At 65.5% G+C, this 15,395-nt stretch carries 7 protein-coding genes; all 7 read left to right on the forward strand.

What is annotated here, in order from left to right:
* Positions 1 to 65 precede the first annotated feature (65 nt).
* Positions 66 to 1,778 carry a flagellar hook-associated protein FlgK gene (flgK, locus tag Spa11_RS04260; RefSeq protein WP_145108393.1) on the forward strand — a complete coding sequence of 571 codons (1,713 nt, stop codon included), beginning with the start codon at positions 66 to 68 and terminating at the stop codon, positions 1,776 to 1,778.
* Positions 1,779 to 1,811: 33 nt separating this feature from the next.
* On the forward strand, positions 1,812 to 5,459 hold the full coding sequence (locus Spa11_RS04265; RefSeq protein WP_145108396.1) for a flagellin N-terminal helical domain-containing protein: 3,648 nt from the start codon (positions 1,812 to 1,814) through the stop codon (positions 5,457 to 5,459).
* Positions 5,460 to 5,642: 183 nt separating this feature from the next.
* Entirely contained in the window at positions 5,643 to 6,095 is a 453-nt protein-coding gene (gene fliW / locus Spa11_RS04270; protein WP_145108399.1) for a flagellar assembly protein FliW, read from the forward strand.
* A gap of 259 nt (positions 6,096 to 6,354) precedes the next feature.
* The gene (gene csrA, locus Spa11_RS04275) at positions 6,355 to 6,585 is read left to right on the forward strand and encodes a carbon storage regulator CsrA (RefSeq protein WP_145108402.1); all 231 of its coding nucleotides are present in this window, start codon (positions 6,355 to 6,357) and stop codon (positions 6,583 to 6,585) included.
* Between the two features lie 698 nt (positions 6,586 to 7,283).
* On the forward strand, positions 7,284 to 11,156 hold the full coding sequence (locus Spa11_RS04280; RefSeq protein ID WP_145108406.1) for a beta strand repeat-containing protein: 3,873 nt from the start codon (positions 7,284 to 7,286) through the stop codon (positions 11,154 to 11,156).
* A 555-nt stretch (positions 11,157 to 11,711) separates the two neighbouring features.
* Entirely contained in the window at positions 11,712 to 14,798 is a 3,087-nt protein-coding gene (gene fliD / locus Spa11_RS04285) for a flagellar filament capping protein FliD (protein ID WP_145108409.1), read from the forward strand.
* 34 nt (positions 14,799 to 14,832) lie between these two features.
* On the forward strand, positions 14,833 to 15,333 hold the full coding sequence (gene fliS / locus Spa11_RS04290) for a flagellar export chaperone FliS (protein ID WP_145108412.1): 501 nt from the start codon (positions 14,833 to 14,835) through the stop codon (positions 15,331 to 15,333).
* The last annotated feature ends 62 nt before the right edge of the window (positions 15,334 to 15,395 follow it).

Raw genomic sequence — 15,395 nt, forward strand, 5'->3', positions numbered from 1 at the left:
TAGCAACCGCCGCGAACTTCAACACGAACCCCCCAAGCGCCATAAGGACCTGCTGATACGCGACTATGTCCCTGTTCGGTACGTTACAGACGTCGAGCAACACGCTTCAGGCCATGCAGATTGGCCTGCAAGTGGTGAGCAACAACATCGCTAACGCGAACACCCCCGGATTTATTCGCGAGAAGGCCAACTTCACCCCCGCCCCGATCCAGCGGCTGGGGAGTCTGAATATCGGCCTGGGGGTGATGGTTGATAGCATCACCCAGGTCACCGACAACTTTCTTGCCGACCAGTTACGCAACGCTTCGAGCGACCGCGTCAGCGCCGACATCCAGAACAACGCGTACAAGGGGCTCGAACAGCTCCTTGGCGAGCTTTCCGACTCCGACCTCAGCACGGCGCTGACCGAGTTCTTCGGCAGCATCGAGGACACCGTCAACCCGACGGCCGGCGACGCGATGAGCGTCCGCAACCTGGCGGTGCTAGAGGGCTCGCAACTCGCCGACGAAATCCGCCGCATCGAGAACCGCGCGAAAGACCTCCGCGACAGCTACGACACGCAGATCACGCAGTCGGTTGGTCAGATCAATCAACTGACCGAGCAGATCGCCAAACTCAACGTCCAAATTACGCAGGTCGAAGGCGGTTCAGCCGGCAAGAGCGACGCCGGCGCGCTCCGTTCAACGCGACAACAGGCCGTCAACAAGCTGACCGAACTCGTCTCGGCGACCGTTGTCGAACAGCCGAGCGGCGGCCTGAGCATCGCTGTCGGCGGCGAGTTTCTTGTCTTCGAAGGCCAGCGTCGCGACGTAGCGCTTGAGACCTCGGGCGTCGCGGAAGAGGCTCAGTCGCAGCTGATCTTCGTCGATACGGGAAAAGAACTCGATATCCGCAGCGGTCGGATCCAGGGTCTCTCGGCCGCCCGTGACGTGATCGTTGACGGGTTTCGTGAGAGCCTCAACGACTTCGCCGCGACGATGATCCACGAGTTCAACCTCGCTTACTCACAGGGGCAGGGACTCGAGGGATTCAAGACGCTCACCAGCGTGGAGAACGTCGATGACGCTTCCCTTGCGCTCGACGCGGCGGGCTTGGCGTTCGCTCCGAAGCACGGGTCGTTCGAGATTGCAGTGGAGAACGGCGACGCACCGGTCGCGAACTCCACGATTCGGATCAACCTGCGTGAAGACGGCAGCGAATTGAAATCGACGCTCGCGAACATCGCGGCCCAGATCAACGCGGTCGAGGGCCTCAACGCCTCGGTGAATTCAGAGGGCCGCCTCATCATCGAGGGGCAGAGCGACGAGGTCAGCTTCACCTTCGCCAAAGACACCAGTGGGTTTCTCGCCTCGATCGGCCTGAACACGTTCTTTACAGGGTCGGGCTCGATTGACATGTCGGTCAATCAAGAGCTCAGTGGCATCCGGAACGCCGACAAGCTGGCGCTCAGCCTCGACGGCCCGGGCGGCACCACACGCAACGCGACGGCCCTGGCGAGCCTGATCGATAAGCCGCTCGACTCGCTGGACGGCGCCTCGATCACCGAGCGCTACGACCAAGTTGTGAACGAACTCGCGCAGAACTCGACCGTCGCCGGTTCGGTGGCCGACGGACTCGGCGTGTTCGAGGCGACGCTCGCCAACGAATTCCAGGCGGTTAGCGGAGTCAACATTGACGAAGAGGCGATCGAGATGATCTCGCTCCAGCGGATCTACCAGGCGACCGCCCGGGTGATCTCGACGATCCAAGAAATGCTCGACACCCTCGTTAATCTCTAAACGCCACGTAACTCTCCAGGTAATAGTGCGATCGTGGCCTCGATTCAGCCCATCTCGACGACCCGTGTGACCGACGCGATGACGCGCGGTCGGCTCACGTCCCAGGTCCAGAACGATCAACTCGAGCTGTTCCGGCTGCAGAACCAACTCAGCACCGGCTATCGTATCTTCCTGCCGAGCGACGACGCGGCCTCGGCCCAGCGGGCGATGGCGCTGCAGCGGACCATCGAGCGGAAGGACCAGTCGCTGACGAACCTCCAGGGCGCGCGAACGGCGTTGGCGACGACGGACTCGGCGCTCAACGAGGTCAACCAGGGCCTCAACGAACTGAAGGCCTCCGCCCTTGGAGCCCTCGACAGCCTGTCATCCGACGAGGACCGGCAAGCCGTCATCGATCAGATCAATGAGCTGATGGACCAGCTGGTCCGTGTCGGCAATTCGACCCTGTCGACCAATTACTTGCTCGGTGGGGCGGAACGATCAAGCATCGCCTACCGCGAGACCTCTGAGGGTTACGTCGAGTATCTTGGCGACGAGTCGAGCCCTCAAACGTTCATCGACATCGGGCAACTGTTCAACACGGGCACTTCGGGCAACGACGTCTTCGGAGGACTCTCTGACGACATCCGCGGCAATTCGGACCTCAATGCGGCCCTCACCCGGGAGACGCGACTCGATCAGTTGAATAGCGGCGTCGGCGTGACGCCCGGCGGATCGATCGAGATACGCTTCGTGCCGACGCTTGGCACGTCGTCGGCGACGAGTTCGATCATCGACCTCTCGCAGGCCGAAACAATCGACGACGTCGCGCGGCTCGTCGAGGCCGGCGCGCCGGAAGGATCGGACATCGTCGTGGCGGTTGACGGCGACGGGCTCCGTATCGACGTGACCGGAGGCGGAATCACGATCAACGAGGTGGGCGTCGGAAAGACCGCCAAGGAACTAGGCATCCTCCAAACCGGCGCCCCGCAGGCGAGCGTTGCGGGTTCCGATCTCGACCCCACGATCAGCTCCGCGACCGACCTCAACGACCTCTTCGGCTCGAAAGCGCGGGGCAGGATCGTGTCCGGCGGCGTCGACAACGACATCGTGTTGACCGCCAACCGCAACGGCTCCGAGTACAACGGCGTCACGGTCAACTACGCCAACGATGGCTCAGCCGGACTAGAGACGGCCGATTACGACGCCATGACAAACACCCTAACGGTGCACGTATCGCCGGGCGTCACAACGGCAGTGGGCGTTAGGAACGCCATCAACTCGATGCCGGACCCGCCGTTTACGGCGGAGTTGGACTATCGTGACCAAACGACGCCCACATCGCGTGGCGGCGGGACGGTCCTGGCGGGCGCCGACCTTGGCGTCGCGATCGCGGGCGGCGTGGATGGACAGCTCGACCTCGACTCCGGCCTGCTTGTCACCAATGGGGCAGACACCTACACGATCGACACCTCGTCGGTGGAGACCGTCGAAGACTTGTTGAACGTGCTCAACAATCCGCAGTACGGGCTAGCGGCGACGATCAATTCGGCGCGGGACGGCATCGACGTCCGCACTCGCCGCAGCGGCGCGGACTTCTCGATCGGCGAGAACGGTGGAACGACCGCCACACAGCTCGGCATCCGCACCTACACCGAGGACGCGCGGCTGGCGGACTTCAATCACGGGGTTGGCGTCATTATCCCCGGCGACAACGACGCAGAGACGCTCGCGCAGAACAAGTTCCAGATCACGGTGACGGAGGACGGCGTCACGAATGTCTACGACATCGATCCTCTCGGCCTGACGACGGTTGGCGACCTGATCCAGCGGATCTCGGACGCCACGGGGGGCGCCGTCGTCGGGTCGCTGGCGGAAACGGGCAACGGGCTGGTGCTCACGGTCACCGACCCCGACCAACCCGCCGCGGCGGCGACAGGTTCGTTCTCGTTGGGAACAACTCCGGACACGGTCAGCATCACGGCTAACGCGACGGGCCCGGGCGGAAACCGCCCCTTCACGGTTGAGATCGTGGATAGCGGGGTCCCCGGACCGATCACCGCGACGGTCACCGACGACGCCATCGTGGTCGATCTCGCTGCTGTCACAACGGCAACGACAGCTGACATCGCCGCAGCGATTCAAGCCCAGCTGCCGGGCTTCACCGTCGAGTCGAGCGGAACGGACCCGATCACGGCGCCGGTCGCCCAGCAACCCGCCGCGACGATCGGCGGCGCCGATGCGAGCCACTTGGCGACCACCGCGTCGAGCGACTTCAACCTTCTCGGCGACACGATCACCATCGCGGCGGCCACACCGGGGTCCGAAGGGAACCTCCCCTTCAGCGTCGTCGTCCGCGATTCGACCGCCGGAGCGGGCACGGGGCCGCTCGAAACGACGTTCGACGCCGACACGAACACCATCACCGTGGACTTGCAAGGCGTCGACACGACGACCGACGCGATCGCCGCCAGCATCGAGGCCGCGCTGAGCGGCGTGACAGAAGTCCCCTTCAATGTCACGTCGAGCGGTTCGACGGCGGTGACTCTTGCCGACGTCTCACCGACGCCGACGCCGAGCACCGTCTCGAAAGACTACGCGCTGCTGGCCGATACGCTTACGGTAGCCACGGCGGCGGCCGGTGACGAAGACACGGTGCCGTTCAGCATCGTCATCAGTGACTCGACCGCCGGCGCCGGAACGGGCCCGCTCTCGACGACGTTCGACTCCGGCACGAACACGATTACCGTCGACCTGCAGGGTCAGGACACGACGACCGACGCGATCGCAACCAGTATCGAGAACGCGCTAAGCGGCGTCACGGCGGTTCCCTACACCGTCGCGTCGAGCGGCACGGCGGCGGTAACGCTTGCCGATGTCTCGCCGGCGGAGCTGACAAGCTCCGTCTCGAAGGACTTCCCGCTGCTGGGCGATACGGTCACGATCGAAACGGCGACAATCGACGACGCCAGCAGCGTGCCGTTCGACGTCGTCTTTATGGACTCGACGGACGGCGCCGGTTCGGGCCCGCTTTCGACGACGTTCGACCCCGACTCGAACACGATCACCGTCGACCTGCAGGGCGCCGACACGACGTCCGACGCGATCGCCGCCAGCATCGAGGCCGCGCTAAGCGGCGTCACCGCCGTTCCGTTCACGGTTTCGTCGAGTGGGACGGCGACCGTCACCGTCGCTGACGTCTCGCCGACCGAGCTGAACATCGCTGCGCCGACAGCCGGAGGCCGCGACAACGACTCGATCACGCTCACCGGCAACGTCGCCGAGCGGCTGGGGTTCCTCGCCGAAGGCGAAACCACCGTCATGGTCGAAGCGACCACGATCGCCTCCACCGACCGCAAGCCGCTCGAAGTCCAGAGCGTTTTCACCACCTTGCTGCGGATGCGGGAGGCGCTCGAGGCGAGCAACTCCGAAGCGCTGGGCCGTGCGACCAATCAGCTCGATGAAGACCTCGACAGGGTCTCTTTCGCCCGGGCCGAGGTCGGCGTCAGGTCGAGGACGCTCGACTCCGTCGAGCAACGGCTCGAAGACGAGTCGGTAACGCTCGAGACAGCGCTCTCCAACGAGATCGACGCCGACATGGCGGAAGTCATCTCCGAGTACATGCTGAAGCAGTACGCCTTGCAGGCGTCGCTCCAGACGGCCGGCACGCTGCTCAACATGACAATCCTTGATTTTATTTAGAGGCTAGAGGCTGGGGTCGCGGCTCGGGCATGACTCCCTCGTCCCTAGCCCCCCGCCCCTGGCCCCTCCGTAGTGCCCCAATCGGTGGATTTGGCTTAACTGCTGCAACTCCGTTGGCCGATCCTACCAGGGTAGAACCAAGCCGCTCAACGTGAGGGGCCCCGTGCGCCAAGGAGGGCGACCATGCAGATCAACACAACGCGATTCGGCGCGGTTGAGGTCCAACCATCCGACGTGCTGGAGTTCCCGCTCGGCCTGATCGGTCTGGAGCCTTGGACGAAGTGGGTAGTGCTCGCTGACGGCGAGAACCCCGGCCTCGGCTGGTTGCAATCGACCGAGCGCGCCGACCTGGCGTTGGCGGTCGTCAGCCCCCGCCGCTACGTGCCGGACTACAAGGTGCGGCTGTCGGCCCGCGACCTCTCGCCGCTGGAGGCGCCCGAGGGCGTCACTCCGCAGGTGGTCGTGGCGGTGAGCAGCCACGGCGTCGAAGGCCAAGGAGCGGCCCTCTCGCTGAACCTCAAGGCGCCGATCCTGGTCTGCCTCGAGACGCGCCGCGGCCGTCAGGTCGTCGCCAAGGACGACCATCCCGTCCAGCACTGGCTCGGCGGACCGGCGCAACTGCGTCGATCGGCCTAACGGGGTCGATCGGACTGAGGGGAGCGGGCTGTGCCGGTTGTGCCGGCGCGACTCGCTCAATGAGCCCCGTCGCCAGCGGGGTAAACGAATTAACCGGCTCTCCCAGGCGGTCTCTGAACGATCCGCTAGCGGCAGGCCGATAGCAATTACCGAAGCCAGGTAGCAGCCCTATCTGGATAGTTACGGCGCCGCGTGGTCGCCGTTCTCGCCCCACCAGCCCGCGTCGCCGAGCGCGCTCGCCTCAACCAGGGTCAAGCCCATGTTGGTACTGTCACGCCAACGCGACGAGAGCATCATCATCGGCGACAACGTCGTGATCACGGTCGTTGATGTCCGTGGCGACAAGGTGCGGCTGGGCATCGACGCGCCGGTCGAGATCCCGGTGCACCGCCGCGAGGTGTACGAGGCGATCCAGCGCGAAAACCGCCGCGCCAGTGAGATCAGCACCGAGCAAGCCCGCCAAGCGGGCGGCGAAAACGCCGGCTCTTGAGCAGTGGCTTTCTGCCTGCTGTCCGCAAGTTAACCACAGAGCCACCGAGGGCACTGAGGAAGGCACAGAGGATCGATTTCTCTGTGCGTCGCTCCGTGTTCTCAGTGGCTCTGTGGTTTTAGTTTTTGGACATTTGTCAGCAGGCTTGGCTGGCAGTCTTTCGGGTTGAGTTCGGGATTCCAGGCCGGCGTCTCTTCGCCGTTGTCCGCGCTGCGGTAGGGACCATGACTCCACGGTTGGACGCCGATTCCAACCCCTACGCGCGCTTCGGGATCAAGCAATCCGCTTGCGGTTTTTACCTTGAAATTTGGGCAAAGCGGGCGGGTGTTGACGGTTGTGCCGCTCGTAGCGGAGGGCGGCGTCCCGCAGCCTCGGGAAAGTGTGCTTCCCGCTCAGGCGCGCCCCGATAGCGGACGATACGTTCGCGTAGGCCTGTGGTCCGGCAACGGGCAACGTGGTCATGGAAACACAAAGAGGATCGCTCGCTAGGCAAGAGTGTGTGTGTTGGGGGCGTGGACGCACGACCCCTGAGGCTCACGACCGGCCGTCACGAGAGTCCGCACCAAGGACGCCACACCGCGACGGCGATCGGAGCCATGGGGTTCCCGTCCCGACCCGGCGCGAGACTCCGCCCCACGAGCGGAGCAGACACGCGCCAACCCAAACCCGCTGATAAAAACACTAAGGGGTTAAGTTAGATGACACGCATTAACACGAACGTCGGTTCGCTCATCGGTCGGAATAACCTGAACCGTGCGAACGCCAGCCTGTCGCAATCGCTGACGCGGTTGTCGACCGGTCTGCGTATCAACACCGGCAAGGACGACCCGGCCGGTTTGATCGCGAGCGAGAATCTCCGCAGCGACATCACCTCCATCAAGAAGGCGATCACCAACACCGACCGCGCCAACCAGGTCATCGCCACGGCGGACTCGGCCCTCGGCCAGGTCAGCTCGCTGCTGAATGACATCCGCGGCCTGGTGACCGAGTCGGCCAACTCGGGCGCCCTGTCGGACGACCAGATCGCGGCGAACCAGCTGCAGATCGACTCGTCGCTGAAGGCGCTCAACCGGATCGCCCAGACGACGACGTTCCAGGGCCGCCGCCTGCTCGACGGCTCGCTCGACTTCCAGACCTCGGCCGGCACGGACTTCAGCAAGCTGTCGGCTCTGCAAATCAACCAAGCCAACCTCGGCGCCGCCGGCGAAGTCAACGTTGACATCAACGTGACCCGCGCCGCGACGAAGGCGTCGGTCGAGATCGGTGGCATCACCGCCGGCGTCGAAGGCGCCAAGGCCAACGGCTCGCTCAGCTTCACCAGCAGCGCCCCCGGCACCGCCGAGGTTGACTTCGAACTCGCGGGCAGCGCCGATGTCGCCGGCACTGGCTCGGGCAACTTCACCGTCCAGGATGTCGCCAGCACCTCGGCCACCGGCACCGCTGTTCTCGAGACCCAGGTCACGGGCACGCTGAGCATCGAGACCGAAGCCAACGCCGTGTTCGAACTGAACAGCAAGGCGACGGGAGAGCTGTCGATCGGCGGCAACACGATTGACCTCGTGGCAGCCGACGGCGGTAACGCCGATGGCGCTGACGGCAACGACGCAGCGGTCCTGCAAATCAATTACGGCCAGGGCGCCGACACGTCGTCGTACGACGCTGGGTCGGGTGTCTTGACGGTCAATGTGCAGGCGCTCGCTAGCGCGGCGACAATCGCCGACGTGGTCACGGCGATCAATGCGGGCACCGACTTCACCGCGGCCTCGGCCGACGGCGCCAACACGTTCACGGCATCCGAAGGCGACGCCGCGACGTTCGCGCTCGAAGGCGGCGGGCTTGAGTTGACGCTCCAGGCGCTGAACGACGGCGATGCCGGCGCTGGAACTGGCAATGCGGAGATCTCGGCTATCGAGATCGTCTCGAACGGCGTAAACGGCACCAGCTTCAACACTGGCACCGGTGTCTTGACCATCACGACCGCGGCGGACTTGACCAGCGCCCCGGCGACGGTTGGCGACATCGTCACAGCGATCAATGCGGGCACCGACTTCAGCGTCGATGCAGCGGGGTTGACCGCAGGTGAGCTCGCGGCCGAGTTCGACCTCGGCGCCGTCAACGGCACGTTCACTGGCGCCACCGTCGCCGGCGCCCCGACCGTTACCGGCCAGAACGAGTCGATCAACCTGACGGCTCTGATCGACGGCACCGACGCCAGCGCGATCGATTCGCTGACCATCGCCTTCGGCGGCCCGCTCGGCACCTCGGTCGCCGGCAACGCCCTGACGGTGAACGTCGGCGGCGCCGACCGCAACGTGACGTTGCAAGAGCTCGTTGACGCCATCAACGCCGGCTCGGACTTCCAGGCCGACCTCGGCGGCGCCGACGGCTCGGCGACGTTCGACCCGGCCGGCACGGTTCCGGACGACGACCTCAACGCCAACTTCGACCTGAGCCTGACTCCGGATAGCACGATCGAGCTCACCGCCTCGGCCAGCGGCGCTGCCGCTGGCATCGAGGGCAACTCCGCTGCGACCATCGCCTATTCGTTCGGCGCGGCGACAGCGGGATCGGCTTACGACGCCGGGACGAACGTCCTGACCGTCAGCCTGACGCAGGCCGAAGGGACCGCCACGGTTGCGGACTTGGTCTCGGCGATCAATGCCGGCTCGGACTTCACCGCCGCTGCCGGTGCGGCCAATACCGCGGCAGTGCTCCAAGCGGCCGACGATTCGGCCGCCGGCACGATCGCGCTAGCGGGCGGCGTTGACGCCACCACGCGGACCGAGAGCTTCACGTTCAACACGGTCGCCGGCGCTGGAAACGATTTCGACATCACCTTCCAGACCGCTGCTACGGGTTCGATCACGGACTTCGATGGCGGAGACTCGACGGTGTTCGGGTTGTCGGGCAGCGCCAGCCAGGGTTACGTCGTGACTCTCGCCAATGACGGCACGACGAACCTGTCGAACCTCGCCAACGACCTAGCCGCAGCGATCGGAGAACTGGACAGCGTCACGTTCAGCGGCGGCGCGGGCGACATCTTCAACCCCTCGACCGCCCCGGCCGGCGCCGCTCCTTCGGGAGTGATCAACGTCGCCGGTTCGGACGACGGCACGACGTCAAACCAGACGATCTCGCTGAGCGGTGTTGATGGTGGCGCGGCCGCCGATGTCACCTTCCAGTTCGGGACGGTGCTCAGCGGTTCGACCAACATCACCGGCGACGCCACCAACGGCTACGTCGTGACGATCGATGATCAGGCCCCCGTGGCGCTGAGCACGATTGCCTCGGACATCACCGCCGGCATCGACGGCGTTACCGCGACGTTCACCGGCAGCGGTTCGGTCTCCGACCCGAGCGAGCTGATCACGACCAACGTCCAGCTGACCGGCGGCACGCCCGAAGGCGACGACGTGATCACAATCACGGCCGACGAGAACGGCGAAGCCGCTAACCGGACGATCGTCTTCGACGACAGCCAGGACCTCGGCGCCGGGGCGGTCTCGGTCACCGACGACGGCACGACGATCACGATCGCCGTGGACGACGACTCGGACGTCAACCTCTCGACGATCGTCAGCACGCTGAACTCGCAGCTCGATGGCTTCACGGCCGCGTTGAGCGATGATTCCGCCGGCACCGGCGTCTACAACGGGGGCTCCTCGACCAGCCCGCAGCTCGCCCAGGCCAACAACGGCGCCACGCAGACGGGCGGCATTCTGGCCGACGCGGTCCTCGAGTTGACCGGCGGCACCGGCGCCGAGGTGCTGAACCTCAAGGCCGGTACGACGATCGACTCGATCGTGGAGCAGATCAACCTGACCCAGGACTCGACCGGCGTCGAGGCCTCGTATACGACGGACGATCTGACCGGCGAGTCGACGCTAATCCTCACTTCGACCACCTACGGCTCGAAGGGGGTTGTCGGCCTCGACGTTATCAGCGAGGACGCGGACGGCACGTTCAAGACCGGCTTGGGCAACGTCAAGACCCTTGAGACGGGCACCGACATCGAGGCCACGGTCAACGGCGTCGCGGCCAATGGCAACGGCAACAAGCTGTCGATCAACACCTCGACACTCGAACTTTCGACCACGGTCGAGGCGGGCTTTGAAGGGACGTCGTCGTTCACCATCACCGGTGGCGGCGCCAACTTCCAGCTCGGTCCGGATGTCGTGACGAACCAGCAGGTCCGTCTGGGCATCGGCAGCGTCAACACGTCCGCCCTCGGTGGCGTGAGCGGCCTGCTGTACCAGCTCGGTCAGGGCGAGTCGGCCGACCTTGCGACCGACCCGACCAAGGCCGCCGCGATCGTCGAAGAGTCGATCAACCAGGTGACCTCGCTCCGTGGTCGTCTGGGCGCCTTCCAGCGGACGTCGCTGGAGACGAACAAGAACGCCCTCAACGACACGCTGGCGAACCTGACCGAGGCCGAGAGCTCGATCCGCGACGCCGACTTCGCCGAAGAGACCGCGAACCTCACCCGTTCGCAGATCCTCGTGCAGTCGGGCACCCGGGTGTTGGGCATCGCCAACCAGAACCCGCAGAACGTTCTGTCGCTCCTCGGCTAAACGTCAGCGGCCTCTTACTAAGAGGGAAACGCAGTAGCAGAGTAACAACGAGCCGGTCCGACCCCCCCGTGGGTCGGGCCGGCTTTTTTTGTTGGGCCACCCCCCTCATGAGCCGTCGGCGCTAGCCGCGGGCGCCGGCCCCCATCCGCGACCGTCTGAGCCGTGGGCGGTAGCCCTCGGTGGACTCCGGGTACCCGACTTCCACCTCGACCACGGCTCAGACGCCACGGTTTAGCGAAGCGTGCTCAGAGAGCCGCTGAGAGCCCGTTTCAGGGGTCGGACGCGGGGGCCTGGGTAAACCCTGAGGCCACCGCTACGAGGGCCCGCAAGGGCCCTTTATGTGGATATGGACGCATGTTCATGGCATCGGCTGGCGGCGGCTGGCCCGTCGCTCCGCGAACCTCATCGGTGACGGCCGCAATCGACCGGCTAACCCCCGCCTGACTCAAGCGGAAGAGTCTGCCTGACCGATACCGTTGGAGAGAGGCTGCGCCCCGGGGGTGACCTACCCTTTCTGGCGCCGCGGGCGCAATCCCTTCCGCCAGCCCCCTACGCATGTCAGCGATTTCCTCCAGCGTCGGATTGATTTCCGGTATCCCGATCGAGGATACCGTGAATCAGCTCATGCAGGTCGCCGCCCGGCCGCGGGCGACGCTGCAGAGCCGCACCGATAGCCTGAAGTCGCAGCAGTCCGCACTCGACCAGTTGTCGTCGCTGGTCCTCAGCTTGCAGTTCGATACGACGGCGCTCGATCGCCAGAGCATCTACGGCACCCGCACAGCGACCTCCAGCAACGCCAACGCCGTCAGCGTCAGCGTCGCCGCCGGCGCGACGCCCGCGGTTGGCTCGTACCAGTTGACGCCCCTGCGGGCGGCGTCGGCGCACCAGATCGTTAGCGGCAGCCTCGGCGGGCTCGGTTCGGCGCTGGGGACGGGCGAACTCGAGCTGCAGTTCGGCGGACGCGTCAACAAGGGGGTCGCCCTCACCCAAATCAACGGCGGGACCGGTTTCCAGGCGGGGTCGATCAAGATCACCGATCGCGCCGGCGAAACCGCGACGATCGACCTCCGCGCGGCGACCTCGATCGACGAAGTCCTCTACGCAATCAACACCAGCGACGGCGTCGATGTCACCGCGTCGGTCGAAGGGGACCGGCTTGTCCTCACCGACAACACCGGCGAGACCGGGACGCTCCGCGTCCGTGAGGTCGGCGCCGGCACGACCGCGGCGAGCCTCGGCCTGCTCGGCGCCGGCGCGACGACGGTCGATAGCAAGCTGACGGGCGGCGACATCTTCGGCCTCTCGAACTCGACGAAGCTCGCATCGCTCAACGACGGCCTCGGCATCGCGGTCAATGAGTCCGAAGACATCGCGGACCTCAAGATCTCGCTCGCCGACGGCACGATCGCCAGCATCAATCTGTCCAGCGCGGCGTCGCTTGGCGACATCATCTCGGCGGTCAACGATCATGAAGACCTTGCCGGGAAGGTCTCGATCAGCATCGCCGGCGACGGCAATCGGATCGTTGTCACGGACCACACCGAAGGGGACGAGACGTTCCTCGTCGAGGGTTCGTCGGCCGACGACCTCGGCATCGACTCAGCGGCGGTCGATGGCGTCGTCACCGGCAAGCGGCTCGTCTCGGGCCTGCAGAGCGTCCTGCTCGACGGCCTCAACGGCGGGCAAGGCGTCGACGCGGGATCGATCTCGATCACCAACCGCGCCGGCGACCCGTCGGTCGAAGTCGATCTCTCCGCGGCCGAGACGCTCAACGACGTCATCGCGGCGCTCAACACGGCCGGCGAGGCGATCGGCGTCGCGGCGCGCGTCAACGACAACGGCACGGGCATCCTGCTCACCGACACAAGCGGGGGCTCGGGCGCGCTCGTGATCGCCGAGGCAGGCGACACCACAACGGCCGCCGACCTTGGCCTGCTCGGCGAGCAGGCGACCGGGTCGTTCGACACCGGCACGCTCAACCGCCAATCCGTCGGCCGCCAGACCCAGCTCAGCACGCTCCGCGGCGGGCAGGGCATCTCCCGTGGACAGGTCCGCATCACCGATTCGGATGGAAAGACCTCGACGGTCGACCTCCGCTTCAACGGCGTCGATAACCCGACGCTTGGCGACGTGATCGACCGTATCAACGCTTCGGCGGTCGAGGTCACCGCGAGCCTCAACGAGGCCGGCGACGGCATCCTCCTCACCGACGACGCCGGCGGAACGGAGAAGCTCAGCGTCGTCGATTTCGGTAGCGGCACGACCGCCAGTCAGCTGCGTCTGTTGGGCGACTCTTCAACGACCGACAGCCAAGGCCGCCAGACGATCGACGGCACCGGCCGCCTCAGCATCGACCTGGAGTCGATCGAGTCGTCGGCCGGCGAGACACTGCTGACCTCGGTCAACAACGGGTCAGGCGTCCAGCGCGGGATCATGCAGATCACCGATACGAGCGGCGCCTCGGCGACGATCGACCTGTCGGCGGCCGTTACCGTCCAAGACGTCATCGACGCGATCAACGGCGCCGGCGTGGGCGTCTCGGCGGAGATCAACACGGCCGGCACCGGCATCCAAGTCAACGACACGGCGGACGGCAGCGGGACGCTGGCGTTCAACGACATCACCGGGTCGTCGGCGGAAGACCTGCGGCTGACCCGCGCCGTCAGCACGACGGCGTCCGGCAAGCAGTCCATCAACGGCGTCGGCCTCTTCGAGGACGGGACGCCCATCCAGCTGCTCGCCAAGAAGATCAACGACTTCGGCGGCGGCTTCAACGCGTCGGTCGTGTTCGACGGCGTTGGGTATCGACTCTCGATCGCCTCGGCGAAGACGGGCGCGGCCAACGAGATCGTCGTCACCAGCTCCGGCTCCAATATGGGGTTCACCGAGTCGAGCCGGGCCGCGGACGCGGTCGCCAGCTTCGGCCAGGGCGGCGGTGGCGGCGTGACCGTGACCAGCAAAGACGGGGCGTTCAACAACGTCGTCTCCGGCCTCAACATCAACGTCAAACAAGCGACCGGCGAGCCGGTGCGCCTCGACGTCGCGCAGAACGACACGCCGCTCAGGAACGCGGTCCAAGACTTCATCACGTCGTACAATTCGATCCGTGACGCCCTCGCCGCGGTCACCGACTTCGACCCCGACTCGTTGACCACAGGCATCCTGTTCGGCAGCAACGAGGCCGTCCGGGTCGACTCGGAACTGTCGCGGATCGTCTCGGGGAGGTTCACGACCGGTTCGAACTTCACGTCGCTCGAATCGATCGGCGTCAGCCTCGATGACAAAGGGAAGCTCTCACTCAACCAAGCGAAGTTTGACGAGGCCCTCGCCTCGGACCGCGGCGCGGTGGAGCGGATGTTCCGCGACGACAAGAACGGCGTCGCCGCCAAGTTCAAGGAAGCGACCGACCGGCTCGCCGGCGACGAGAACTCACTGCTCTCGGCGCGGTCGATCTCGCTCACGAACACCATCGACGCCAACAACGACCGTATCACGCGGTTCGACGAGACGCTCACCCGTCAACGCGAGCGCATGCTCACCGAGTTCTATAAACTCGAAGAAGTCATCGCGATGATGCAGGCCAATCTCGACACCGTTAGCGGCATCCAGCCGATCTCTATCCAGTCTTACCGCAATAGCTAATCGCTACGCCTCCTAGCCCCCGACCCGCCGCGTCATGACGACCGACAAGAACCGCGAGTACCTGGAAGCCCGCGTCCAGACCGCCAACTCCGCCCAGCTGCACATGATGCTGCTCGACGGCGCCCTGCGCTTCGCCCGTGAGGCGGAGAAGGGCGTGCTCCGCGGCGAGGAGCTGGCGTACCACACGCCGTTGATGCGGACGATGGACATCGTCGAGGAACTGCTCGCCGGCGTCCGCCACAGCGAGGACGACCTCAACGAGAAGCTCGCCAGCCTCTACACGTTCGTCTACATGCGGCTGATGAGCGTCTACGTCAATGGCGACAAGCAGATGATGGCCGAGGCCCTGCGGGTGCTGGAGTTCCAGCGCGAGACCTGGCGCCAAGCGGTCGACAAGCTCGCCGCGGACACGACGGCCGAAGCGAAGACCGAGGCCCCCGCCGCCGCCGTCAAGAAAACCCCCTCGCCGAAGCCCCACCTGGGCGGCAACGCCATGGCGGATATCCCGGTCGGCGGGCTGTCGTTTGAGGCCTAGGGGAGGGGCTAGAGGCGAGAGGCTAGAGGCTAGAAACTAGTGGGAAGTCGATCGCTGGGGTG

This window comes from Botrimarina mediterranea (assembly GCF_007753265.1).
GTDB lineage: Bacteria > Planctomycetota > Planctomycetia > Pirellulales > Lacipirellulaceae > Botrimarina > Botrimarina mediterranea.